Genomic DNA, 23,176 nt, shown 5'->3' with positions numbered 1-23,176 from the left:
GCGGTTGCCCGCGATGCTCGACCCGGGATCGGCTCCGTGGTGCTCTCCGACAGCGCGCCGGGCCAGACCGCCCGCCCGCCGGCGGATCGTCACCGCGCGACACGTACGGGGACCCCACGCGGGAACGGAGGCGGATGACGACGCAGCAGGTTACCGGGCTGACGCGCGACGGTGAGCTCCGAGAGCTGATCGTCCGCGGGCAGGAGATGGGCTTCCTCGGCATGGAGGAGGTCGCCGAGGTCCTCGACGGGCTCGGGCTGGACGCCGAGGCGGTCGAGGCGGTCTATCAGCACCTCGAGGAGGCCGGCGTCGAGCTCCTCGAGCAGTCGGAGGCCGGCGCCCGCGCCGCCCAGATGGCCGAGGAGGTCGAGCGCCCGCGCAAGACCGCCACCACCGTCGAGGCGACGACCGACGCCCTCCAGCTCTTCCTGAAGGACATCGGCCGCGTGCCGCTGCTCACCGCCGCCGACGAGGTCCGCCTCGCCAAGCGGATCGAGCTCGGCGACCAGGCGGCCAAGCAGCAGATGGTCGAGGCCAACCTGCGCCTCGTGGTGTCGATCGCCAAGGGCTACCGCGGCCGCGGCCTCCCCTTCCTGGACCTGATCCAGGAGGGCACGCTCGGCCTCGTGCGCGCGGTCGAGAAGTTCGACTGGCGCCGCGGCTTCAAGTTCTCGACCTACGCCACCTGGTGGATCCGCCAGGCCGTGACCCGCGCCCTCGCGGACAAGGGCCGCACGATCCGCATCCCGGTGCACGTGGTCGAGAAGCTGAACCAGATCAGCCGCGCCGAGCGCGTCCTGATCGGCCAGCTCGGCCGCGAGCCCACCGTCGAGGAGATCGGCGAGGCCGCCGGCCTGCCGCCCGACGAGGTCGAGGAGATCCTGCGCAGCGCGCAGCCCACGGTCTCGCTGGAGAAGCCGGTCGGCGAGGAGGAGGAGTCCGAGCTCGGGCGCTTCCTCGCGGACGAGAACAGCCCGCCGCCGGAGGTCTCGGCGGAGACGAGCCTGCGCGAGCAGGCCCTGCGCGACCTGCTCGACCAGCTCTCCTACCGGGAGCGCCGGGTGCTCGAGCTGCGCTACGGCCTGCGCGGCGAGAAGCCCCGCACGCTCGACGAGCTCGGGCGCATGTTCAACGTCACCCGCGAGCGCATCCGCCAGGTGGAGAGCCAGTCGCTGCAGAAGCTCGGCTCGCTCCCGGACTCCGGGCGCCTCGGGTAGCAGCGGTACCGCCCCGGCGGCCGGCGCCCCGCGCGCCGGCCGCCGCCGGGCCCGCCCGCCGGACCGGACCGCGGCTCAGTTGAGCGAGGGGTCCTCCGGCATCCGGGCGATGAAGCGCCAGGAGCCGCCCTTGCGGTCCAGGACGCGGCTCCAGAGCCCGTCGGGGTCGTCGGTGAAGACGTCCTCGACGCGCGGCTCGGCGTCGAGCCAGGCCTCCTCCGCCAGCTCCTGCTCGAGCTGGCCCTCGCCCCACCCGGCGTAGCCGCCGAAGGCGCGGATGGCGCGGACGTCGCCGTCGCGGGCGCCATCGCCCTCGGGGTCGACGATGCCGACGCTGCCGAAGGCGACGCCGGCCGCCGCCGCCACGTCGCCGAAGTCGGCGAGCAGGATCACCGCGTCCGGCTGTACCGGGCCGCCCTGGTGCACGCGCTCGTCGTCCGGCATGACCTCCGCCAGGTGCGGCGGGAGCGCCTCGCGCGAGACGAGGGGCGTGGGCCGGTTGAGCACGAGCCCGAGCGCCCCCTCCTCCGAGTGCTCGAGCATCAGCACCACGGCGCGGTGGAAGTTGGGGTCGGCCAGCGCCGGGGCCGCCACCAGCAGCCGCCCGCGGCGGTTGCCGGGCGGCTCGCTCATGGGAAGATCTCCCGCGCCAGGTCGAGGAAGTCGTCCAGCTCCTCGGCGTCCCGGGCGAGGCAGGCGGCGAGCGCCCCGTCGAACACCTCCGGCGGGATCGGGCCCAGCACCGGCCGGGCCTCGAGGAAGGTCGCCTTCAGCGAGCGCGCCACGTCGACCGCCTCGGGCCACGCCCCCGCGCGCGAGAGGGCCACGAGGCGGTCGACGCCCGTGCGGGCGACGTCGTGAAAGGTCCGCGCGTCGCCGCCCGCCGCCGCGGACGGGGCGCTCACACCCCGGTCTGCCTGCGCTTCCGCGACTGGGCCAGGTTGTACGCCGCGCCGCCCACGACGAAGACGATCGCCACGAGGATCAGCGAGTAGAAGACGGGCAGGTGGTTCGCGAGCTCGTCGCCCATGTCCTCGACCGCGAAGCCGAAGCAGAACCAGCAGAACGCCACGATCAAGACGGTGCCCGCGACCCGGAACGGCCACGTCGCCGGCAGGCCCTCGTACCTCGAATCATCGTGCGCCATCGCGCCCCTTTCACCCGTCGACGAACCGCCCGCAGGCTACCACGGGGCCCGGATCGCCTCGGCGGCCCGCGCGCCCCGGCGGCGCGGGCGCTTCGTCCCTGGCGGCCGCCGGCCGCGGCTCAGCCGCCGGCGGGCTCCGGGTCGGGCTCGGGCTCGGGCGCGCCCGCGATCGCGCGCGCGATGCGCCGCTCGCGCGCGAGCACCTGGAAGTCGCCGCCGCACGAGCGGTAGAGGCCGGCCGGCCGGCCGGGGCCGTCGGCGCGCGAGCGACCGGCCGGCTCCACGATGCCCGCGGCCAGCACGTCGCGGCGGAAGTTGCGGGTGTCGAGGTCGTGCCCGAGCACGGCCTCGTACGCCGTCTGCAGCTCGCCGAGCGTGAACATCTCGGGCAGCAGCTGCAGGGCGATCGGCGCGTAGGCGGCCTTCGCGCGCACCCGCGAGCGGCCGTACTCCAGCACCTGCGTCGCATCGGTGTCGAGGGCGGGCAGGTCGTCGAGCGGGAACCAGCGCACCTCGACGACGGCGGGCCCGGGCGCGAGCGGGTGGCGCCCGGCCGACACGAGCCCGAGGTGCGCCACGCAGACCGCCTCCCCCCCGCGCCGGTCGAACGAGTAGAGCTGCTCGAGCGCGACCCCGCGCACGCCGGTCTGGTCGGCGAGGGCCGCGTGCGCCGCCGCCTCGAGGGTCACCCCCGGCGCGACGGCGGCCCCGGGGAGCGCCCAGACGCTGCCGGGCAGGCGCACGAGCAGCGCGTTCGCCGCCCGGTCGCGGACGCTCACCACCACCAGCTCCACGCGGACGTCCTTCATGCCGCCCCGACGGTACCGTCGCCGCCGCCCGTCTTCGAGGGCTCCGCGGGCCCGTCGGCGGCCGCGGCCGCCGCGGCCCAGCCGGCGAGGCCGTCGACGTTGGCCTCGGCCCATCCGAGCGCCCGCCACCGCGCCAGCCCCGCCGGGGAGGCCACGGCCGGCTCGAGCGGCAGCGCCCGCGCGATGGCCTCGCCGAGCCCCGGCCCCGGGCCGTGGCGACGGACGGCCGCGGCCGCGGCCGCGAGCTGCCTGCGGGCCAGATCGATGTCGCCGAGCGGGTCGGCGACCGCGCCGAAGTGCCCGAGCATCAGCGATCCCGGCCGCAGGTCAGCCAGGCGGGCGAGGCTGCGGTCGCCGGCCTCGGGGTCGATGTCGGGCGGCGGCAGCGCCGGGTAGAGCCCCGACCCGGGGAACCGCACGCCGGCGGCGTCGCCGGCGAAGACGGCCCCCTCCCCCTCCTCCAGCACCGACATGTGGTGGCGGGCGTGCCCGGGCGTCTCCAGCATCACGAGGTCGCGCCCGTCGCCCAGCGGCACTCGGTGGCCGTCCTCGGCCGCGTCGATCCGGTCGGCGGGGGTGCGGTCGAGCAGGCCGTACAGCGACCAGCGGCGCCCGTAGACGGCCACGGAGCCCGCCACGAGGCGGGCGGGCTCGGCGAGGTGGCGCGCGCCGCGCCGGTGCACCACGACACGCGCGCGCGGGAACGCGCGGGCGAGGATCCCGGTCGAGCCGCAGTGGTCCAGGTGCACGTGGGTCAGCACGATCCAGGCCAGGTCGTCGGGCCCCATGCCGAGCCGCTCGAGGGCCTCGCGCACGACGGGGGCCGAGGTGCGCGGCCCCGGGTCGACGATCGCGGGCCGCGGCGCCGCCACGAGGTGGGCCGCCATCACGCCCGTCATGCCGCCCAGGCGGGTGTCGATCGTCGTGATCCCGGGCGCGGTCCCCTGCACGGGCCCATCGTCGCATAGCCTTGCCCCCGTGGAGGACGGCCGACAGCGCGCGTGGGACGCCGCCGGCGCGGCGGCGGCCGCGCAGGTGGAGGACGGCATGCGGGTCGGCCTGGGCACCGGCCGCGCCGCGGCGGCCGGCATCCGGGCCCTCGGCCGGCGGGTGGCGGACGGCCTGCGCTGCACCGGCGTGCCCACGTCGCGGGCGAGCGACGCGCTCGCCCGCGAGCTCGGCATCCCCCTCGGGCGGCTGCGCGGACCGCTGGACCTCGCCTTCGACGGCGCCGACGCGGTCGACCCGCGCGGCCTGGTGGTGAAGGGCGCGGGCGGCGCGCTCGTGCGCGAGCGGATCGTGGCCGACGCGGCCCGCCGCTTCCTGGTGCTGGTGGACGGTCCCAAGATCGTCCGCTCGCTCGACGAGTGGGGCGTCCTGCCCCTCGCCGTGGTGCCGTTCGCCGCCGGGCGCGTGCTGGAGGAGCTGGCCGACCTCGGCGCGCGGCGGCGGCCCGGCCGCAGCGACGACGGCCTGGTGATCGTGGACGCCGACGTGCCGCCGGGCGCCGACTGGGAGGCGGTCGCCGCGCGGGCGGGCGGCCTGGCGGGCGTGGTCGACCACGGCCTCTTCCGCGTGCCGCTCGGCGACGTGCTGGTGGGCCGCCCCGACGGCGGCTGCGCCCCCGCCGGATAGCCGGTCGGCGGGCGGGCGCGCCGCTACCATCCCCGCGTGCCCGCGCCCTCGCTGACGATCGCCCGCGCCGCCGGGATGCTCTCGCGCAGGCTCGGGCGGGGCGGCGGCACGAGCCTGCCCGGCAAGCTGCTGCTCCGCATGCGCCCCGGGGCGCTGGCCGAGCTCGGCGGCGAGCTGCCGCGCGGCGTGACGGTGATCTCGGCGACCAACGGCAAGACCACCACGGCGCGGCTGGTGGCCGAGTGCGCGCGGGCGGCCGGCTGGCGGCTCGTCGCCAACACGGCCGGCGCGAACCTGGTCTCGGGCATCGCCACGTCGCTGCTGGAGGCCCGCGGCCGGCGCCCCCGCCCGGACGCCGGCCTGTTCGAGGTCGACGAGGCGGCGCTCGTGGAGGTCGCCCGCCAGCTGCGCCCGCGCGTGCTGCTGCTGATGAACCTCTTCCGCGACCAGCTCGACCGCTACGGCGAGCTCGAGCACCTGGCCGCCCTCTGGTCGGGCATGGTGGCCGGCCTGCCCGCGGACGCCACGCCCGTGCTGAACGCCGACGACCCGGCCGTGGCGGCGCTGGGCGAGGGACGCCCGGGCGTGCTCACGTTCGGCATCGACGACCCATCGATCGCCCTGCCCGCCCTCCCCCACGCCGCCGACTCCACCCGCTGCCGCGCCTGCGACCACCCGCTCGACTACGCGCTGGTGACGATCGGCCACCTCGGGCACTGGAGCTGCCCGGCCTGCAGGCGCGCGCGGCCGGCGCCCGACGTCGCGGCCACCCGGGTGCGCCTCGACGGCGCGCGCGGCGTCGCGGTGACCATCCGCACGCCCGCGGGCACGGTCGAGGCCGAGCTGCCGCTGCCGGGCCTGCACAACGCGTACAACGCCGTGGCGGCGACGGCGGCCGCCGTGGCGATGGGCATCGGGCCCGCGGAGACCGCCCGCGGGCTCGCCGCGGGGCGTGCGGCCTTCGGCCGCGCCGAGCGGGTGCGCCTGGACGGGCGCGAGCTGGTGCTGCTGCTGGCGAAGAACCCGGCCGGGGCCAACGAGACCGTGCGCACCGTGCTGCTCGACCCCGACCCGCCCCACCTGCTGATCGCCCTCAACGACCGCACGGCGGACGGCCACGACGTCTCGTGGATCTGGGACGTCGACTACGAGCCGCTGCTCGAGCGGTTCGCCTCGCTCACGCTGACGGGGGACCGCGCGCACGACCTCGCCCTGCGCATGCGCTACGCGGGCGTGCCGGCCGGTCGGATGACCGTCGAGCCCGACGCCGGGCGGGCCCTCGAGGGCGCGGTCGCCGCCACGCCCGCGGGCGGCACGCTCTACGTGCTGCCCACCTACACCGCGATGCTCGGCCTGCGCGACGCCCTGGCGGAGCGGGGCGCCGTGGAGGCCTTCTGGCGTGACGGGTGAGGAGGCGCGCAGCTGGGCGCTGGAGCATGCCCACTACACGGACGACCTGGCGTTCTGGCGGGCGACCGCCGCGCGGGCCGGGTCGCCGGTGCTCGACCTGGGCGCCGCGGTCGGCCGGGTGGCGATCCCGCTCGCGCGCGACGGGGCCGAGGTGTGGGCGCTCGACCGCTCGCCCGAGATGCGCGCCGAGCTGGTGCGCCGCCTCGACGCGGAGCCCCCGGAGGTGCGCGCGCGGGTGCGGCCCGTCGACGGCGACCTGGCGGCCCTGCGCCTGGGGCGGCGCTTCCCGCTGGTGATCGTGGCGATGAACACCCTGCAGGTGCTGACCGAGCCGGACGACCGCCTGGCCTGCATGCGCGGCATCCGCGAGCACCTGGCCGACGACGGCGAGCTGGTCTTCGACGTCGCCCTGCCCGACCCCGACGAGATCGCCGGATCGATCGGCGTGGAGCGCGACGGCGGCCGCCACCGCGACCCCGCCACCGGCGCCGAGCTGCGCCACTCCGGCTGGTACGACGCCTGGGACCCCGCCACGCACACGCTGGAGTTCACGCTGCGCGTGGTGGAGCGGCGCGAGGGCGCCCCGCCGGCCGAGCGGCTGCGCCGCCACCGCGTGCACCTGTTCACGCCCGAGGAGCTCGCCGGCCTGCTGGCCCGCGCGGGGCTGGAGCCCGTCGAGGCGATGGGCGACTTCGACGGCTCGCCGCTGCGCCCGGGCTGCGAGCGGCAGATCCACCGCTGCCGGGCGGCCGCCGCGTGAGCCCGCCCGCCCTGCGCCTGGGCCACCTCTACCCCGGCGAGATGAACATCTACGCCGACCGGGGCAACATCGCCGTGCTCGAGCGGCGCCTGGCATGGCGGGGGCTCGCGCTGGAGGTCACGCCGCTCGGCGTCGGCGACCCGGTGGAGCCCGGCGCGCACGACCTCTACTACCTGGGCGGCGGCCAGGACCGCGACCAGGCGGTCGTGGCGGAGGACCTCGCGCGCACGAAGGCCGACGGGCTGCGCGCGGCGGTGGCCGGCGGGGCCGCCGCCCTGTGCGTGTGCGGCGGCTTCCAGCTCGCCGGCCACGGCTACACGGGGGCCGACGGCTCGCGCATGCCCGGCGTCGGCATCCTCGACCTGGACACCGTCGCAGGCCCCACCCGCCTGATCGGGGACCTGGCGATCGAGGCCGAGCTCGACGGCGAGCGCCGCCTGGTGGCCGGGTTCGAGAACCACGCCGGCCGCACCCGCCTGGGGCCGGGATGCCGGCCGCTGGGGCGGGTGCTCGACGGCCACGGCAACAACGGCGAGGACGGCGGCGAGGGCGGGGTCGCGGGCCGGGTGATCGGCACCTACCTGCACGGGCCGCTGCTGCCGCGCAACCCCTGGCTGGCCGACACGCTCATCCGCTGGGCGCTCGCCCACCGCCTGGGCGAGCCACCCGAGCTGGCGCCGCTCGACGACTCGCTGGAGGACGCCGCCCGCGCCGTGGCGGCGGCCCGGGCCGCCGCCCGCGGCCGGCGGCCGGCGCCCCGCGGGCGCGCCCCCCGGGCCTAGCGCCCCGAGGAGCCGAACCCGCCCTCGCCGCGCCCGTCGGAGGGCGGCAGCTCGTCGGTCTCGGCGGGGGCCGGCAGGGCGACCGGCACGATCACCAGCTGCGCCACCCGGTCGCCCGGGGCGACGGCGTGCGGCGCGTCGCCGAGGTTGACCAGCAGCACCTGCAGCTCGCCCCGGTAGCCGCTGTCGATGAGCCCCGGCGCGTTGGCCACCGTGACCCCGTGGCGGCGGGCGAGCCCCGACCGGGGCACCACCAGGCCGGCGTGCCCGGGCGGGATCGCGATCGCCAGGCCGGTCGGCACGGCCGCCCGGCCGCCCGGCGGCAGCTCGACGCCCTCGACCGCCACGAGGTCGAGGCCCGCGTCGCCGGGGTGGGCCCGGGCCGGCAGCGCGGCGGCCGGATGGAGCCGCCGCACCGGCAGCCCGGGCGTGTCCACCCCGTCAGACGAGCGAGGCGATCCGGTCGGCGGCCTCGTTGAGGCGCTCGTCGGGCACGGTGAGGCTCATCCGCACGAAGCCCTCGCCGCTGGCGCCGTAGGCGGCGCCGGGCGAGATCACCACCGCGGCCTCCTCGAGCACCTTCTCGGTGAACGAGGCCGACGTCTCGCCGTCGGGCACGCGGGCCCAGACGTAGATCGCCCCCTTCGGCGGGTCGACCCGCAGCCCGATGCGCTGCAGCGCGCCCACCAGCACGTCGCGCCGCCGCTGATAGATCGCGCACATCTCCTCGACGCTCGACTGGTCGGAGCGCAGCGCGGCGGCGGCCGCCTCCTGCAGCGCCTCGAACATGCCCGAGTCGATGTTCGTCTTGAGCTGCCAGTAGGCGCCCACCAGGTCGCTGTTGCCGACCACGGCGCCGGCCCGCCAGCCGGTCATGTTGTAGGTCTTCGACAGCGAGAAGATCTCGATGCCCACGTCGAGGGCGCCGGGGGTCTCGAGGAACGAGGGCGCCCGGTAGCCGTCGTAGGTGATCTCCGAGTAGGCGTTGTCGTGCACCACGATGATGTCGTTGCGGCGCGCGAACTCGACCACGCGGTCGAAGAAGTCGTCCTCCACCACCCCGCCCGTCGGGTTGTTGGGGTAGTTGAGGAACATCAGCTTGGCCCGGGCCGCCACGTCGGCGGGGATCGCCTCGAGGTCGGGCTGGAAACCGCGCTCGGGCAGCAGCGGCATCGCGACCGGCTCGGCGCCGGCCAGCAGCGGCCCGGTGGTGTAGACGGGGTAGCCGGGGTCGCTCGCGAGGGCGACGTCGCCCGGGTCGAGGTACGCCAGGTTGACGTTGGCGACCGCCTCCTTGGCGCCCATCGCCGGGATGATCTGCGTCGCCGGGTCGAGCGTCACGCCGAAGCGGGTGGCGTAGAAGCCGGCCACCGCCTCGCGGAAGCTCTCGCGGCCGCGGTTGGAGGGGTACTGGTGCGTGTCGGGGCGCGCGACCTGCTCGCGCATCGCCTCCACGACGAGGGCGGGCGTCGGCGTGTCGGGGTCGCCGATGCCGAGCGAGATGACGTCCACGCCCGCGGCCTTCTTGGCCGCGATCTTCTGCTCGATCTGCGCGAACAGGTACGGGGGGAGCCGTCGGAGCCGCTCGGCGCCGACGGTCTTGCCGATCAGAGCCCCTCCAGCGCGTCGATCAGCGCCGCGGACAGCTGGCCCCGGTAGATCTCCTCGGCCGGGCCGGTCATCGTCACCTCCAGGTCGTCGTCGACGGCGATCACCAGGTCGCCGCCCGCAAGATGGACCGTCACCGGGCTCGACAGCCCGCTGAGCCGCACGGCCGCCACGGCGGCGGCGCAGGCGCCGGTCCCGCAGGACATCGTCTCGCCCACGCCCCGCTCCCAGACGCGCATCGTGAGCTCCGAGGGCCCCTCGGCGCGCACGAACTCCACGTTGGTGCGCTCGGGGAAGCGCGGGTCGGTCTCGATCGCCGGCCCCAGCTCCCGCACCACCGCGCCCGGCTCGGGGTGCTCGATCACGGCGTGCGGGTTGCCCATCGAGACCTCGGCGAGCTCCACCGAGGCGCCGGCCACGGCCAGCCGCTCGCGCCCCTCGCCGGCCGGGAAGCGGGCCCGACCCATCTGGACCTCCACGCGGCCGTCGTCCAGCACGCGCACGCGCACCGGACCGCCGCCGGTCATGATGCGCCCGTCCTCCGGCAGGCGGCCGGTGGCCGCCAGGTGCCGCGCGACGATGCGGATGCCGTTGCCGCAGTTCTCGGCCTGGCTGCCGTCGGCGTTCCAGACCGTCATCCGCGGCGCGCCGTCGGGGTCGCGCGAGACCTCGAGGATGCCCTCCCCGCCCACGCCGAAGGCCGGGTCGAGGATGCGCCGCGCCCGCTCGGGCGTGATCGCGAGCGGCCAGTCGTCGCGCTCGACCACGAGGTGGTGGTTCCCGGATCCCTGCCACTTGGCGAACCTCATCCGCCAGAGGGTACCGGATGGCCGCCGGCCTCCCGCCACATGCCGAGCAGGCGCGGCAGCGCGTGGAGCGGCGGCCGGTCGCCGAGGTCGAGCTCGACCACGCCCGGCGTCTTGCGCAGCCAGGTCATCTGCCGCCGCGCCAGGCGGCGGGTGCGCGCGGCGAGGCGCCCGGGCAGCTCCGCCGGGTCGAGCGCGCCGGCGCGCACGGCCGCCACCTCGCGCGCGCCGATCACCTGGAGCGGCTCGCGCGCCACGCCCGGCGTGTCGAGCGCCCGCCCGAGCTCGGCGACCAGGCCGTCCGCCAGCTCCCGGGCGACCCGCTCGGCGATCATCGCGTCGAGCACCTCCCGCGGGCGGGTCAGGCCCACGACGAGCGCGGGCCGGCGCATGGCGCCCGACCACAGCTCGCCGCGGTCCTCGCGCGGGCGCCCGGCGGCGGCGGCCTCGAGCGCGCGCGCCACCCGGCGCGGGTTGGCGGCGTCGACGCGCGCCGCCGCGGCCGGGTCGCGCTCGCGCAGCGCGGCGATCGCCGCCGCCGGGTCGTCCTCGGCGAGCCGCTCGGCCCACCTGCGCACCTCGGCCGGCGCCTCGGGGCCGAAGCGCAGCTCGCCGAGCGCCGCCCGCAGGTAGAGGCCCGTGCCGCCCGACACGACCGGCGTCCGGCCCGCGGCCAGCGCCGCGTCGATCGCGCGATGGGCCAGGCGCGCGAACGTGGCCGCCGTGGAGCGCTCGGTCAGCGCGAGGTCGCCCACCCCGTGGTGCGGCACGCGGGCGAGCTCGGACGGGCGGGGGGTGTCGGCCGCGATCTCGAGGCCCCGGTAGCGCGCGAACGGGTCGGCGACCACGACCTCGCCGCCGAGCGCCTCCGCCGCCGCGAGGGCCAGCGCGCTCTTGCCCGCGGCCGTCGGCCCGGCGAGGGCCAGGACCTGCGGCCGCGCCGGCCGCGGCACCGCCGCGTCAGGCCGGGACGAGGTCCGCCGGCGCGGGGGCGCCGGCCTGGCGCCCGGACAGCGTGGTCGACGTCGCGCCCTCGATCGCCACCCGCACCAGCGAGCCGGGCGCGGCGGTCCCGGTGAAGTTGACGGTGATGTTCTGGCGCAGCCGCCCCCGCAGCTTGGACGGGTCGGTGCGCGAGGGCCCCTCGACCAGCACCTCGCCGGTCGTGCCGACGAAGCGGGCGGCGCGCTCCGCGGCGGTGCGCTGCACGACCTCGACCAGCCGCCCGATGCGCTCGCGCTTGACCTCGGCCGGCACGTCGTCGGGCAGCCGCTCGGCCGCCTCCGTGCCCGGCCGGGGCGAGTAGAGGAACGTGTAGGCGCCGTCGTAGCGGCACTCCTCGACCAGGCGCAGCGTGTCCTCGAAGTCGGCCTCGGTCTCGCCGGGGAAGCCCACGATCAGATCCGTGGTGAGCGACAGGTCGGGGATCGCCCCGCGGAGCCGCGCCACCAGGTCGAGGTAGCGCTCGCGGCTGTAGGTGCGCCGCATCGCCTTGAGGATCCGCGTGCTGCCCGACTGCGCGGGCAGGTGGAGGTGCTCGCAGACCTCCGGGCACTCCGCCATCGCGGCGATGACGTCGGCCTTCATGTCCTTCGGGTGCGGGCTGGTGTAGCGCACCCGCGCGATGCCCTCGACGCCCGCGACCGCGCGCAGCAGCTCGGCGAAGGTGGCCCGCTCCTCGCGCGGCAGGTCGCGGCCGTACGAGTTGACGTTCTGGCCGAGCAGCGTCACCTCGACCACGCCGTCGGCGGCCAGCGCCCGCACCTCGCCGACCACGTCGGCGAGCGGACGGCTGCGCTCGCGGCCGCGCACGCTCGGCACGATGCAGTACGCGCAGACGCAGTTGCAGCCCACCGAGATCTGCACCCACGCCTGGTGCGCGCGCTCGCGCCGCGCTGGCAGGCTGCCGCTGAACGCGCCGTCGAAGCTGAACGCCCCCACCGCGTCGATCCGCTCGCGGGCCACCAGCTCGCCGAGCCGCGCCACCTCGCTCGGGCCGAACGCGATGTCGACGAACGGGAACTCGCGGAAGACCTGCTCCTTCATGCTCTGCGCCCAGCAGCCGCCGACGGCCACCAGCGCGTCCGGCCGCTCGCGCTTGACCCGCTTCGCGTCGCCCAGGTTGCCGAGGAAGCGCTCGTCCGCGCTGCCGCGGATGGTGCAGGTGTTGAAGAGGATCAGGTCGGCCTCGTCGCGCGCGTCGACCCGCGAGTAGCCGAGGTCCTCCAAGACCCCGCGCATCCGCTCGGAGTCGTGCTCGTTCATCTGGCAGCCGAACGTCGTCAGGTGGTAGCGCATCGGCCCATCCTACCGGCGCCGCGCCGGCCCTCCGTGGGATCATGGGGGCGTGGCCGAGCCGCCGCCGACGACGATCCCCCTCTGGACCCGCGTGGTCGCCGACCCCGGCTTCCGCGACGCGCTGATCGACGACCCGCTCCGCGCGCTCGCCGGCGAGCCCGGCGTGACCGCCTCGGCCGAGCAGGTGCTGCAGCTCGAGCAGATGGAGCTGGGCGAGCGCGAGCGCTTCGTGAAGGGCGTCGTGCTCGAGGTCCACATGCGCGGCGCCCAGTCGCGCTTCGGCCGCTTCGGGCCCGACGGCCGGGTGGGAGGCCCGCCGCCGCCCGGCGCGGCGGGCTGACGCCTCCCCGGGCGGCCCGCGGGCGGGCCCCGACGCGGTGTCAGACGCCGCCCTGCAGCTCGTAGAAGAGGTAGCGGCTCGGCCCGAGCCGGAGCGCGATGAGGCTCGCGCATGCCACCCCGCCGCGCTCGCGCCGCTCCGCCGCGCCGGGGCCGATCGCGGCGACCACGTCGTGCCGCCGCCCGGCCGGCGGCACGCGCATGACGTGCCGCAGCGGGGCGCCGAGCGTCCGCCGGGCCTCCGCGTAGGCGACCGGCGGGCTGCTGCTGCGGTCGTAGTCGCGGCCGCACCAGTGGACGCGCGGCGGGACGCTCTGGCCCGGCCAGAGGTGATAGGTGTCGCGGTACCAGACCGCCCACACCGCGGCCACGACGATGAGCGCGGCCGCCGTCACGGCGCCCCAGCGGCGGAGTCTGCGCGCCGACATGCGGCCGCGGGCGGGCCGGACGGAGCGCCCCGCGCCCCGTCCGGCCCCCGGGTCAGCCCTTCGCGGCCGCCAGCTTGGGCTTGGCGGCGGGCGCGTCCCCCGCGCCGGTCGTCGGCTCGATGACCTCGCCGGTCGCCGGGTCGAACGGCACCCCGCCCGGCACGCCGGCGTCCTCGCGGATCCTGGCCTCGAGGATCGCCGCCACGTCGGGGTGCTCCCTCAGGAACGCCCGCGCCGCGTGGCGCCCCTGGCCGAGGCGCTCGTCGTTGAACGAGAAGTACGCCCCGCTCTTCTGGACGATGCCGCGCTCGACGCCCAGGTCGAGGAGGTTGCCCTCGTGGGAGATCCCCTCGCCGTAGATGATGTCGAACTCCGCCTGGCGGAACGGCGGCGCGACCTTGTTCTTGACGATCTTCACCCGCGCCCGGTTGCCGACGGCCTCGGTCCCCTCCTTGAGGGTCTCGATGCGGCGGATGTCGAGGCGCACGGACGCGTAGAACTTCAGCGCGCGGCCGCCGGGGGTGGTCTCGGGCGACCCGAACATGACGCCGATCTTCTCGCGCAGCTGGTTGGTGAAGATGCAGATCGTGCCGGCCCGGTTGAGGTTGCCGGCCAGCTTGCGCAGCGCCTGCGACATGAGGCGCGCCTGCAGGCCGACGTGTGAGTCGCCCATCTCCCCCTCGATCTCCGCCTTCGGCACGAGCGCCGCCACGGAGTCGATCGCGACGACGTCGAGCGCCGCCGAGCGGACGAGCAGGTCGGCGATCTCGAGCGCCTGCTCGCCGTGGTCGGGCTGCGACAGCAGCAGCTCGTCCACGTCGACGCCGATCCGCTTGGCGTACGTCGGGTCCATCGCGTGCTCGGCGTCGATGAAGGCGCAGAGCCCGCCGCGCTTCTGGGCCTGCGCGATGAGGTGGTACAGGAGGGTCGTCTTGCCGGAGCTCTCCGGGCCGAAGACCTCCACGATGCGGCCGCGCGGGATGCCGCCGATGCCGAGCGCGATGTCGAGCGCCAGGGCGCCGGTCGGGACGGCCGAGACCTCGGTCATCGCGGTGTCGCCCATGCGCATGATGGCGCCCTTGCCGAACTGCCGCTCGATCTGCGCGACGGCGGAGCCGAGCGCCTCGTGCTTCTCCACGGGAAGGGCCTCCTTCAGCGGGCTGGTGACAACTCCACCGCGGCGAGCTCCCGGTACTCCGGAGGCCCGCCCGGCGACTGGACGGAATCATAGAGCGCCGCTCGGCTGATATCGAACAGGCGTTCCCCATCGACGGCCGGCAGGCCCGCCACCCGGGCGGGCCGGCGCAGGCGCACGATCGTCACGTGCGGCCAGAAGGCGACCGCCGACGGCGCGCGCCCCAGGGCGCGGTCGGCGGCGCCGCGGACGCGGCCCGCCATCGCGGCGAGCACCCCGTCGGGGTCGGCCAGCTCGAGCGCCACCAGGCGGGCCCGCGCGGCCCGTGGGCGGGCCCGCAGGGCGGCCGGGGCGACGCGCGCGGGCGGGCCGGCGGCGGCGCCGGTGACCGCCTCGGCGAGGGCGGGGACCCGGTCCGCCGGCACGGGGCCGAGGAACTCGAGCGTCACGTGGAGCGAGGCCGCCGGCACGGCGCGGCCGTCCACCCGCCCGGCCACCTCGCGGCCGAGCGCCGCCGCGCGCTCCCGGGCGGCCGCGGGCAGCTCGGCGGCGACGAACAGGCGGTTGACCGGCCGGACGGCGTCCACACCGGCCACGCTACCCCGGGCGCGCGCGTCGTGGCCGGCCACGGGTGCGACGGGGGTGTGCCGAGCCCGCGCCGCCGGGCGTCACGCCCCGGCGCGCTCCCCCAGGGCGACGCGCAGCAGGTGCAGGGCGGCCGTCACCGAGCGCGCCCGGATCGCCTCGCGGTCGCCGCCGCGGCGCAGCTCGGCGAGCCGCACGACGCCGCCGGGCCCCGCGAGGCCCACGTGCACGAGGCCGACCGGCTTGTCGGGGGTGCCCCCGCCGGGCCCCGCGACCCCGGTCACCGAGAGCGCCCAGTCGCTGCCGAGGCGGGCCCGCGCGCCCTCGGCCATCGCGCGGGCGCACTCGGCCGAGACGGCGCCGTGCCGCTCGAGGAGCCCCCGGTCGACCCCCAGGAGGCGCTCCTTGAGGTCGTTCGAGTAGGCGATGACGCCCCCGAGCACGTAGGCGGACGAGCCGGGCAGGGCCGTCAGGCGGGCGCCGAGGCCGCCGCCGGTGCACGACTCGGCGACCGCGACGCTCTCCCCCGCCGCGACCAGGTCCCGGGCCACGATCTCGTCCACCGTCGTCCCGTCGGCGGCGAACAGCGCGTCGCCGAGGGCCGCCCGCACGAGCTCCTCCAGCGCGGCGGCCGCGGGCTCGTCCGCCGGCCGCGCCCGGACGGTGACCTCCAGCTCGGCGTCGCGGGCGCAGATCCCCACCCGCAGGCGCGCCCACGCGTCGCGTCCGAGGCCCTCCAGGACGCCGACCAGCCGCGACTCCGGCACGCCGAACAGGCGCAGGACGCGCTCGTGGCGGGCCGTCGCCCGTGCCAGCACCTCCGCGACCTCCGGGACGCCGAGCGCGCCCTCCCACATGGCGGCGAGCTCCCACGGCGGGCCGGGCAGCACCACCACGGACACGCCGCCGTGGCGCAGCGCGCAGCCGGGGGCGGTGCCGGGCGGGGGCAGCACGCGCGAGCCCTCCGGCAGCGATGCCTGCTTATCCTGCACCGCCCGCGCGACGGCGGGGTCGACCGCCACCGCGCGGCTCGCCCGGCGCACCATCTCGAGCGCCGCCGGGTGGACGACGAGCCGCCTGCCGGTGGCCCGCGCCACCGCGGCCATCGAGACGTCGTCGTGGGTGGGCCCCAGGCCGCCGGACACGCAGACCAGGTCGACGCCCGAGCCGGCCAGCCGCCCCACGCCCGCGGCGATCGCCTCGAGGTCGTCGCCGACCATCTCGACGCGCGCCACCGTGACGCCCCGCGCCTCGAGGCTGCGGGCGAGCAGCCCCGCGTTGCGCTCCTGGATGCGGCCGCGGAGGACCTCGTCCCCCGTGACCAGCACGGCGGCGGTCACGGCCCCGCCGGCGGGCTCAGGCGGCGCTCTTCACCCCGTTGGGCGTGAGGCGCCACGTGCCGCTCTGGCTGGCGTCGAGGCTCACGGCCTTGCCGCCGATCGTCACGGCCAGCTCGGCGGGGTTCGCCGCGCGCAGCCAGATGCCCTCCAGCACGCGGAACGTCCGGGACTCGCCGGGCGCGAGGGTGCCCTCGTAGACCAGCCGGCCGTCGGCCGTCTTCGAGCGCACCTGCACCCAGCAGCCGTTCGTGCCGTCACCGGTGAGCGTGATCGCAGTCTTCTTCGCGCGCACGGGGCGCTCGGTGGAGTCGGTGTCGGGTGCCGAGGCCGTGGGCGCGGGCGCGCCGGCGGTCGGGCCCCCGGGCGCCGTGACGGGCAGCTGCGCCCCGCTGCGCGTCTCGCCCACGCCCATCCAGATGAGGAGCGCCACGGCCATCACGCCGCCGATCGCGAGCCACAGGAGCTGCACCTCGGTGCGGCGGCGGCGCTGGTTGCGGCGGCGCATCGGGGTGGGCGGAGGACGGCGCGCGTCGGGCCGTGACGAGGAGCCCCGCGGGCCGCGGGCCTGACGGGCCGAGCGTGGGCCCGCCTCGCTGAGGTGGCGCAGCTCGCCGAAGCGCGACTCGTACTCGTCGAGCACGAGCCGGCCGTCGAGGTCGAGGAAGTCCGCGTACGTGCGCAGGAAGCCCCGCACGTAGGTGGGCGACGGCATGAGGTCGAACTGCTCCTCCTCCATCGCCCGGAGGTACTTCGCGCGGATCTTGGTCTCGGCCTCGCAGTCGAGGATGTCCAGCCCTCGACGCAGGCGCGCTTCACGGAGTGTGTTCCCGATCTCGAACATGGGTGCGTGGCGAGCGGCACCCCGCCCGCCGCGGCACCCTAGCCCAGCCCGCGCGACCCGCGCAAGTTCGTCACCCCGGGGCGGGCGCCTCCTCCTCCGCCGGTTCCGGCTCCGGCGCGGGCGTCCGCCGCAGCAGGCGGTCGAGGTCGCCGGGGCCCACGAGCACGGTCCGCGGCTTCGAGCCCTCGTGCCCGGAGACGACCCCCATGCGCTCCATCGAGTCGACCAGCCGGCCGGCGCGCGCGTAGCCCACGCCGAGGCGCCGCTGCAGCAGCGACACCGACGCCGTCCCCTGCTCGACGACCATCTCGATGGCGCGCTCGAGCATGTCGTCGACCTCGGTCTCGACCGGGTCGTCCTCGGGCTCGGCGCGCTCCATCAGCTCGCGGCGCATCTCCGGCTTGCCCTGCGCGCGCCAGTGGTCGGTGATCGCCAGGATCTCGTCCTCGCCGATGTACGCGCCCTGCAGGCGCTGCAGCCGCGACGTGCCCACCGGGCGGAACAGCATGTCGCCCTGGCCGAGCAGCGACTCGGCGCCGCCGGCGTCGAGCACGACCCGCGAGTCGACCTGCGACGACACCGCGAACGCGATGCGCGAGGGCACGTTGGCCTTGATCATGCCGGTGATGACGTCCGCGCTCGGGCGCTGGGTGGCGAGCACGAGGTGGATCCCCACCGCGCGGCTCTTCTGGGCGAGGCGGATGATCGAGTCCTCGACCTCGGCCGGCGAGACCATCATCAGATCGGCGAGCTCGTCGATGACCACCAGGACCGTCGGGATCGGCTTCTCGCCGCCGGCGACCCTAATCTCGTTCCAGTCGCGCAGGTTGCGCGCCCGCGCCATGCCCATCAACTCGTAGCGGGTCTCCATCTCGCGCACGATGTTGGAGAGCACCGCCGCCGCGTCCTTCATGTTCGTGACGACGGGCGTCAGCAGGTGCGGGATGCTCTCGTAGTGGTTGAGCTCGACCTTCTTGGGATCGATGAGGATCATCCGCAACTCATCCGGGGTCGAGCGCAGCAGCAGCGAGGCGAGCAGTGAGTTGAGGCAGACGCTCTTGCCGGTGCCGGTGGAGCCGGCGATCAGCAGGTGCGGCATCTTCGCCAGGTCGATGTAGACCGGCTTGCCGCCCAGGTCGAGGCCGAGCCAGGCCATCAGCGGCCCGGCGTGGGGCGGGAACTCGCGCGTGATGTCGCCGAGGGTGACCAGCGACGCCTCGGGGTTGGGCACCTCCACGCCCACCGCCTGCTTGCCGGGGATCGGCGCGATGATGCGCAGCTCCTCGCGGGAGGCCAGGGCGTACGCGAGGTCGTCGCGCAGCGCGGTGATGCGCCCCACCTTCGTTCCCGGCGCCAGCTGGAGCTCGTAGCGGGTCACGCGCGGGCCGCCCACCGTGTCGGTGACCGTCGCCTCGATGCCGAAGTGGCCGAGCGCCTCCTCGAGCTGGCGGCTCGTGCGGCGCACCAGGTCCTCGGGGAGGCTCGTGGGCCCGCTCGAGCGCCGCAGCAGGCTGAGCGGCGGCCGCCGGTACGGGGTCCCGCGGGCGCCCCGCGGCTCGGGCATACGCGACGGGGCGGGCGTCGGCGTGAACACCGGCTCCAGCTCGGGCGCCTCGTCGGCCAGCTCGAGCTGCTCGGCGGCGCGCTCCGGCGGCGCGACCGGCTCGTTGGCCACCACGGCGGCCGCGGTGAGCGGGCTCGCGGGGCGCGGGAGCACGTCGTCCTCGTCGGCCGGCGCCTCGCCCACGAGGGCCGGCGAGGGCGGCAGGGCCGACGGGCCGTCGAAGATGTCGGCGTACGCGTCGGCGCCGTCCACGAGCGGCCGCGACTCAACCGGCCGCGCGCGCCGGCGGCTGCTGATGAGGGTGGGCGGCTCGATCGCGTCCAGGCGCTCCCGGATGCGCTGGCCGCCCTTCAGGGCGCCCTGCGAGGCCAGCGCCACGCCGCGCCCGACGCTGCGCGAGGCGACCGCCGCCCCCTCGCCCCCGCGCCGCACCGCCAGGCCGAGCGACGCTCCGGAGATCAGGACCGCCGCCGCGATCAGTGCCACCACGATGAGCAGCGCCGTGCCGAACCCGCCGACCGTGCTGCTCGTGATCCAGTAGCCCGCCTCGCCGATGTGCCCGCCGCGGCCGCCGACGTCCTCGAACCAGGCCGTGCGCTCGGACCCGCCCAGGCCGAAGACACCGCCCGCCAGGGCGACGACCACCGCCGCCGAGCCGATCAGCACGCCGAGGCGCAGCGGGCGCGCCCCGAGGAGCGGGTGGTCGAGGATCAGCCCGAGGCCCACCAGCAGCAGCGCGAGCGGGGCGACGGCGACGGCGCGGCCGACGAGCAGCCGCAGGCCCTCCTCCAGCCACCCCCCCACGGGGCCGCCGGCCCCGAGGAACAGCGACACGGCGAGGAAGAGGCCGAGGGCGACGAGGCCCAGGCCGGCGAGCTCGCGCGTCTGCGCGCCCTGGGGCGCCTTGCGCGCGGCGGGCTTGGCGGGCCGGCGTCGGCGGGTCTGGCGGGCGGCCTGCGTGCTGATCTCACACCTCCGGATGCGCGACGTACGGGCACACGCCCGCGAGGGGGGGATTGGCGACGGGGGCCGCGGTTCCTGCCGGGGCTGCGTCGGGCTGAGGAACGCTGGCCGGCGCGCGGCGGCGAGCCAGGGGCGTCCGCCGGGACCTTCCGCTTCGCAGAGAGGTCCCGGCTGCGTCGAACTGAGGAACGCCGGCGGGCGCGCCGGCCGAATCGGCTCCGGCCTGGCGGCCGGGGCGCGCCGATTCGGCAGATTGCCCCTAACCGCGCGGCTCCGTCGGCGCTGACGCGCCGCCGGGGCGCGCCGCGCGGCGACCCGGTCGCGGTGCGGACCCGTCCTGGCCCGCGTGGTCGTGATCCGTCCTGGACGACGTGACCGAGCTTCGACGTGGTCGTAGACACGACCGCCGAAGGCGGGAGGGATCACCGGCCACGAGGGCGCGGGGCACACCCCACGCGCACCACGGACGCTCACGTCGGTGGGGTTTCCGGCGCCCGCCCCGCCGAAGGCGGTGCGCCGGTCCGCAAATCGCCCCGGCCAGGGGCGATTTGCCGCGTGACCCGGCCCGAAAGAGGCCGGGTCCCCGCGTGAGGGGCACGCCGGTCGACACCGTGCCCAGCGCGAGCCGGCCCGCAGGGCCGGGTCCCGCCCGCGCTCAGGATCGGCCCCCGCCGACCCGGTCCGTCGACGACCTCGTCACGGGATAGGCCGGGTCCCGCCCGCGCAGTGGATCGGCCCCAGCCGACCCGGTCCGTCGACGACTCGTCGACGGACGGGCCGGCCCGAGAGGGCCGGGTCCCGCCCGCGCTCAGGATCGGCCCCAGCCGACCCCGTCCCTCGACGACCTCGTCAAGCGGCGGCCGGCCCCAGGGCGCCGGGGCCGGACGCCGGCTCGGGACCCCTCAGACCTCCACGATCACGGGGACGACGAGCGGCCGCTGCGAGGTGCGCTTGCGCACGAGGGCGGTGACGGCGTCGTGGAGCTGGTGCTGGAGGATGCCGATCTCGGTGACCTGCTGCTCCGACGAGGCGGCGAGCGAGCGCTCGACCGCCAGGCGTGTCTCCTCGATGAGCTCCTCGTCGCCGGCGGCGCCGAAGCCGCGCGTGATGATCTCGGCGTCGCCCAGGCTGGTGCCGTCGCTGGCGTCGACCCGCGCGATGACCACCACCAGGCCGTCGTCGGCCAGGTGCCGGCGGTCGCGGAGGATGCTCTCGGTGATGTCGCCGCCGCCGGCCTGGTCGACGTAGGTCAGCCCGGCGTGGACGCGGTCGACAACCGCCGCGGCGTCGGGGGTCACCTCGAGCACGTCGCCGTTGTCGAGGATGAGGGTCCGGTCGGCGCCGATGCCGAGCGCCTCGGCCAGGTCGGCGTGCGCGCGCTGGTGGCGGGCCTCGCCGTGGATCGGTGCGAAGAAGCGCGGCCGCAGCAGCTCCAGCATGAGCAGCAGGTCGCTCGCGCTGCCGTGCCCCGAGACGTGCACGCGGGGGTTCTGGCGCTCGGTGATGAAGTCCGCCTTGGCCCGCACGAGGCGGTTGACGATCTCGTTGACGGCCAGCTCGTTGCCCGGGACGGTGCTCGACGAGTAGAGCACGGTGTCGCCCGGCTCGATCGACACCTGGTTGTGCTCGCCGCGCGCGATGCGGCTGAGCGCGGCCATCGGCTCGCCCTGGCTGCCGGTGCAGATGAGCACCTGCTCGTCGCGCGGGTGGGCATCCAGCTCGCGCAGCCGCACGAGCGTGCCGGGCGGCGGGGTGAGGTACGGCCGGCCGGTCTCGGGGTCGGTGAGGTTGGCCGCCATGTTGACGTTGCGGGTGAGCGAGCGGCCCACGAGCGCGACGACGCGGCCGTCGTCGTACGCCGCGTCGAGCACCTGCTGCACGCGGTGGATGTGCGACGAGAAGGTGGTGACGAGCACCCGGCCGCGGGCGGTGGCGAAGATGCGCGCCAGCTCGCTGCGCACGCCGCGGGTGGGCAGCGCGGAGGGCATCGGGCCCTCCTCGGCGTTGGTGGAGTCGGCGAGCAGCAGCTGCACGCCGCGCTCGCCCAGGCGCGCGAGGGCCGGCAGGTCGCTGCGACGGCCGCCGACGGGCGCGTACTCGATGCCGAAGTCGCCGGTGTGCACGATGGTCCCGGCGGGGGTGCTGAGGGCGACCGCGGCGCAGTCGGGCGTGCTGTGGGTGAGCGGCACGAACTCCGTGTCGAACGGGCCGATCCGCTGGGGGCCGTCGAAGCGCACCTCGTTGAGCTCGACCTTGTCGAGCAGCCGGTGCTCCTCCAGCTTCGTGCGCAGCAGCGCGAGCGTGAAGCGGCGGCCGTGGATCGGCACGGGGCCGATCGCCCGCAGCAGGAACGGCACGGCGCCGATGTGGTCCTCGTGGCCGTGGGTGAGGATCAGCGCCTCGACCCGATCCGCCCGCTCGATGAGGTAGCCGAAGTCCGGCAGGACGATGTCGACGCCCATCTGGTCGTTCTTGGGGAAGGTGATGCCGCAGTCGATGACCACGATGCGCTCGTCGTGCTCGACCACGTACATGTTCTTGCCGATCTCCCCCGCCCCGCCGAGCGGGATGACGTGCACGGATCCGCTCGCCGGCATCCGACCTCCTCAGTCCGTTGCGATCGCGGGGGCTATCCCCGCGCGAGAATGCCCTGGCGCTCGAGGACCGTGCGCAGGATGTCCCGCTGCACCGGCGTGGCCTCGACGAGCGGCAGGCGGAGGCGGCCGGAAGGGATGAGCCCGAGCATCTCGAGCGCCGCCTTGATCAGGATGGGGCTGGTGGTCACGAAGAGCCCCGCGTAGAGGTCCGTCAGCTCGGCGTCGCGCCGCCGGGCCTCGTCGAGCTCGCCGGCCCGGGCCGCGGCCACGACCGCGGCCATCTCCTCCCCCACCAGATGCGAGGCGACGGAGATGACGCCGGCGCCGCCCATCTCGGCGACGGCCAGCGTCATGTCATCGTTGCCCGCGTAGATGACCAGGTCGGTCGTCTCGGCGACGCGCCGGCACTGGTCGAGGTCCGGGTTGGCCTGCTTGAGCGCGACGACGTTCGGGATCGTCGCCAGCTCGGCGATGATGTCCGGCTCCAGGTTGAGCCCGGCCCGGCCCGGGATGTTGTAGAGGATCACCGGCACGCCGACCTCCGCGATCGCGGCGACGTGCGCCACGATGCCGGCCCGCGGCGGGCGGTTGTAGTACGGCGTCACCACGAGCGCGGCGTCGGCGCCGGCCTCGGCGGCCAGGTGCGTCAGGTGCACCGAGTGCGCGGTGTCGTTGGAGCCCGTGCCGGCCACGACGGTCGCCCGGTCCCCCACCTCACGCCGGGCCAGCCGGAAGAGGCCGACCTTCTCGTCGTCGGTGAGCGTGGAGGCCTCGCCCGTCGTCCCCGCCATGACGAGGCCGTCGGAGCCGTGCTCCACCAGGTGCCGCGCCAGCGCGGCGGCGGCCGCCTCGTCGACCCGGCCGTCCGCGTCGAAGGGGGTGACCATCGCGGTCAGGATCGCGCCGAACACG

The 23,176-nt window shown here is 76.5% G+C and carries 24 protein-coding genes; 6 read left to right on the top strand and 18 right to left on the bottom strand.

The genetic code is table 11. The features are described 5' to 3' along the window. The first annotated feature begins 134 nt into the window (after positions 1–134). Positions 135–1,217 carry a sigma-70 family RNA polymerase sigma factor gene (locus tag ITJ85_RS07915; protein ID WP_217915814.1) on the top strand — a complete coding sequence of 361 codons (1,083 nt, stop codon included), beginning with the start codon at positions 135–137 and terminating at the stop codon, positions 1,215–1,217. Between the two features lie 75 nt (positions 1,218–1,292). Here the strand turns inward: ITJ85_RS07915 and ITJ85_RS07910 are convergent, their stop codons facing one another. From ITJ85_RS07910 to ITJ85_RS07890, 5 genes are all read right to left on the bottom strand, one after another. Continuing rightward, the gene (locus ITJ85_RS07910; RefSeq protein ID WP_217915813.1) at positions 1,293–1,850 is read right to left on the bottom strand and encodes a YqgE/AlgH family protein; all 558 of its coding nucleotides are present in this window, start codon (positions 1,848–1,850) and stop codon (positions 1,293–1,295) included. Next, entirely contained in the window at positions 1,847–2,122 is a 276-nt protein-coding gene (locus ITJ85_RS07905; protein WP_217915812.1) for a hypothetical protein, read from the bottom strand. Before ITJ85_RS07905 ends, ITJ85_RS07910 begins: the two co-directional genes overlap by 4 nt. Further along, positions 2,119–2,364, bottom strand: a complete 246-nt coding sequence (locus ITJ85_RS07900; protein WP_217915811.1) for a hypothetical protein — start codon at positions 2,362–2,364, stop codon at positions 2,119–2,121. The genes ITJ85_RS07905 and ITJ85_RS07900 overlap by 4 nt, the downstream gene beginning before the upstream one ends. A gap of 119 nt (positions 2,365–2,483) precedes the next feature. Beyond that, positions 2,484–3,173, bottom strand: coding sequence for an NUDIX hydrolase (locus tag ITJ85_RS07895; RefSeq protein WP_217915810.1), 690 nt, complete (start codon positions 3,171–3,173; stop codon positions 2,484–2,486). Further along, positions 3,170–4,123 carry an MBL fold metallo-hydrolase gene (locus ITJ85_RS07890; RefSeq protein WP_217915809.1) on the bottom strand — a complete coding sequence of 318 codons (954 nt, stop codon included), beginning with the start codon at positions 4,121–4,123 and terminating at the stop codon, positions 3,170–3,172. The genes ITJ85_RS07895 and ITJ85_RS07890 overlap by 4 nt, the downstream gene beginning before the upstream one ends. 28 nt (positions 4,124–4,151) lie before the next feature. Here ITJ85_RS07890 and rpiA point away from each other — a divergent pair, with 28 nt between their 5' ends. From rpiA to ITJ85_RS07870, 4 genes are read left to right on the top strand one after another with little or no spacing between them, the layout of a single operon-like run. Continuing rightward, complete coding sequence (rpiA, locus tag ITJ85_RS07885) at positions 4,152–4,808, top strand: ribose 5-phosphate isomerase A (protein ID WP_217915808.1); 657 nt, start codon at positions 4,152–4,154, stop codon at positions 4,806–4,808. Between the two features lie 36 nt (positions 4,809–4,844). Beyond that, the gene (locus tag ITJ85_RS07880) at positions 4,845–6,218 is read left to right on the top strand and encodes a Mur ligase family protein (RefSeq protein WP_217915807.1); all 1,374 of its coding nucleotides are present in this window, start codon (positions 4,845–4,847) and stop codon (positions 6,216–6,218) included. Next, on the top strand, positions 6,208–6,978 hold the full coding sequence (locus ITJ85_RS07875) for a class I SAM-dependent methyltransferase (RefSeq protein WP_217915806.1): 771 nt from the start codon (positions 6,208–6,210) through the stop codon (positions 6,976–6,978). Before ITJ85_RS07880 ends, ITJ85_RS07875 begins: the two co-directional genes overlap by 11 nt. Further along, positions 6,975–7,760 carry a type 1 glutamine amidotransferase gene (locus ITJ85_RS07870; RefSeq protein ID WP_217915805.1) on the top strand — a complete coding sequence of 262 codons (786 nt, stop codon included), beginning with the start codon at positions 6,975–6,977 and terminating at the stop codon, positions 7,758–7,760. Before ITJ85_RS07875 ends, ITJ85_RS07870 begins: the two co-directional genes overlap by 4 nt. On the opposite strand, the gene dut is transcribed toward ITJ85_RS07870, so the two are convergent. The 5 genes from dut to miaB are packed head-to-tail and all read right to left on the bottom strand — an operon-like array spanning position 7,757 to position 12,472. Beyond that, a complete protein-coding gene (gene dut / locus ITJ85_RS07865) occupies positions 7,757–8,197 on the bottom strand; it encodes a dUTP diphosphatase (protein WP_217915804.1) in 441 nt (146 codons plus the stop codon). The genes ITJ85_RS07870 and dut overlap by 4 nt on opposite strands. Positions 8,198–8,201: 4 nt before the next feature. Then, complete coding sequence (locus ITJ85_RS07860) at positions 8,202–9,368, bottom strand: LL-diaminopimelate aminotransferase (protein ID WP_217915942.1); 1,167 nt, start codon at positions 9,366–9,368, stop codon at positions 8,202–8,204. Further along, positions 9,368–10,177: a diaminopimelate epimerase gene (gene dapF, locus ITJ85_RS07855; protein WP_217915803.1), complete on the bottom strand. Its 810-nt coding sequence runs from the start codon at positions 10,175–10,177 to the stop codon at positions 9,368–9,370. Before dapF ends, ITJ85_RS07860 begins: the two co-directional genes overlap by 1 nt. Continuing rightward, positions 10,174–11,127 (bottom strand): tRNA (adenosine(37)-N6)-dimethylallyltransferase MiaA, encoded by a 954-nt coding sequence (gene miaA, locus ITJ85_RS07850; protein ID WP_217915802.1) that lies wholly within the window; start codon positions 11,125–11,127, stop codon positions 10,174–10,176. The genes dapF and miaA overlap by 4 nt, the downstream gene beginning before the upstream one ends. A gap of 7 nt (positions 11,128–11,134) precedes the next feature. Then, positions 11,135–12,472 (bottom strand): tRNA (N6-isopentenyl adenosine(37)-C2)-methylthiotransferase MiaB, encoded by a 1,338-nt coding sequence (gene miaB / locus ITJ85_RS07845; protein ID WP_217915801.1) that lies wholly within the window; start codon positions 12,470–12,472, stop codon positions 11,135–11,137. Between the two features lie 49 nt (positions 12,473–12,521). Here miaB and ITJ85_RS07840 point away from each other — a divergent pair, with 49 nt between their 5' ends. Then, positions 12,522–12,812: a hypothetical protein gene (locus ITJ85_RS07840; protein WP_217915800.1), complete on the top strand. Its 291-nt coding sequence runs from the start codon at positions 12,522–12,524 to the stop codon at positions 12,810–12,812. A 40-nt stretch (positions 12,813–12,852) separates the two neighbouring features. Here the strand turns inward: ITJ85_RS07840 and ITJ85_RS07835 are convergent, their stop codons facing one another. From ITJ85_RS07835 to dapA, 8 genes are all read right to left on the bottom strand, one after another. Further along, positions 12,853–13,239: a hypothetical protein gene (locus ITJ85_RS07835; RefSeq protein WP_217915799.1), complete on the bottom strand. Its 387-nt coding sequence runs from the start codon at positions 13,237–13,239 to the stop codon at positions 12,853–12,855. A 52-nt stretch (positions 13,240–13,291) separates the two neighbouring features. Beyond that, positions 13,292–14,377 (bottom strand): recombinase RecA, encoded by a 1,086-nt coding sequence (recA, locus tag ITJ85_RS07830; protein WP_246496346.1) that lies wholly within the window; start codon positions 14,375–14,377, stop codon positions 13,292–13,294. 14 nt (positions 14,378–14,391) lie between these two features. Continuing rightward, a complete protein-coding gene (gene thpR, locus ITJ85_RS07825; protein ID WP_217915798.1) occupies positions 14,392–14,961 on the bottom strand; it encodes an RNA 2',3'-cyclic phosphodiesterase in 570 nt (189 codons plus the stop codon). Between the two features lie 81 nt (positions 14,962–15,042). After that, positions 15,043–16,299 carry a competence/damage-inducible protein A gene (locus tag ITJ85_RS07820; protein ID WP_217915797.1) on the bottom strand — a complete coding sequence of 419 codons (1,257 nt, stop codon included), beginning with the start codon at positions 16,297–16,299 and terminating at the stop codon, positions 15,043–15,045. Positions 16,300–16,315: 16 nt separating this feature from the next. After that, positions 16,316–17,140 (bottom strand): helix-turn-helix domain-containing protein, encoded by an 825-nt coding sequence (locus tag ITJ85_RS07815; RefSeq protein WP_217915796.1) that lies wholly within the window; start codon positions 17,138–17,140, stop codon positions 16,316–16,318. Positions 17,141–17,210: 70 nt separating this feature from the next. Continuing rightward, positions 17,211–19,538: a DNA translocase FtsK gene (locus ITJ85_RS07810; RefSeq protein WP_217915795.1), complete on the bottom strand. Its 2,328-nt coding sequence runs from the start codon at positions 19,536–19,538 to the stop codon at positions 17,211–17,213. Positions 19,539–20,569: 1,031 nt separating this feature from the next. After that, entirely contained in the window at positions 20,570–22,264 is a 1,695-nt protein-coding gene (locus ITJ85_RS07805; RefSeq protein ID WP_217915794.1) for a ribonuclease J, read from the bottom strand. A 32-nt stretch (positions 22,265–22,296) separates the two neighbouring features. Beyond that, complete coding sequence (gene dapA, locus ITJ85_RS07800; RefSeq protein WP_217915793.1) at positions 22,297–23,175, bottom strand: 4-hydroxy-tetrahydrodipicolinate synthase; 879 nt, start codon at positions 23,173–23,175, stop codon at positions 22,297–22,299. Position 23,176: the final 1 nt, after the last annotated feature.

The organism is Miltoncostaea marina (assembly GCF_018141525.1).
Taxonomy (GTDB): domain Bacteria; phylum Actinomycetota; class Thermoleophilia; order Miltoncostaeales; family Miltoncostaeaceae; genus Miltoncostaea; species Miltoncostaea marina.
The sequence above is the reverse complement of the archived record's forward strand: the minus strand, read 5'-3'. Positions and strand labels throughout refer to the sequence as shown.

Bases quoted from the DNA above. Each gene is read 5' to 3' on its own strand.
- ITJ85_RS07910 (WP_217915813.1), bottom strand. From the start codon at position 1,850: ATGAGCGAGCCGCCCGGCAACCGCCGCGGGCGGCTGCTGGTGGCGGCC.
- dapF (WP_217915803.1), bottom strand. From the start codon at position 10,177: ATGAGGTTCGCCAAGTGGCAGGGATCCGGGAACCACCACCTCGTGGTC.
- ITJ85_RS07805 (WP_217915794.1), bottom strand. From the start codon at position 22,264: ATGCCGGCGAGCGGATCCGTGCACGTCATCCCGCTCGGCGGGGCGGGG.
- ITJ85_RS07915 (WP_217915814.1), top strand. From the start codon at position 135: ATGACGACGCAGCAGGTTACCGGGCTGACGCGCGACGGTGAGCTCCGA.
- ITJ85_RS07895 (WP_217915810.1), bottom strand. From the start codon at position 3,173: ATGAAGGACGTCCGCGTGGAGCTGGTGGTGGTGAGCGTCCGCGACCGG.
- ITJ85_RS07900 (WP_217915811.1), bottom strand. From the start codon at position 2,364: ATGGCGCACGATGATTCGAGGTACGAGGGCCTGCCGGCGACGTGGCCG.
- miaB (WP_217915801.1), bottom strand. From the start codon at position 12,472: ATGCGCTACCACCTGACGACGTTCGGCTGCCAGATGAACGAGCACGAC.
- ITJ85_RS07835 (WP_217915799.1), bottom strand. From the start codon at position 13,239: ATGTCGGCGCGCAGACTCCGCCGCTGGGGCGCCGTGACGGCGGCCGCG.
- ITJ85_RS07815 (WP_217915796.1), bottom strand. From the start codon at position 17,140: ATGTTCGAGATCGGGAACACACTCCGTGAAGCGCGCCTGCGTCGAGGG.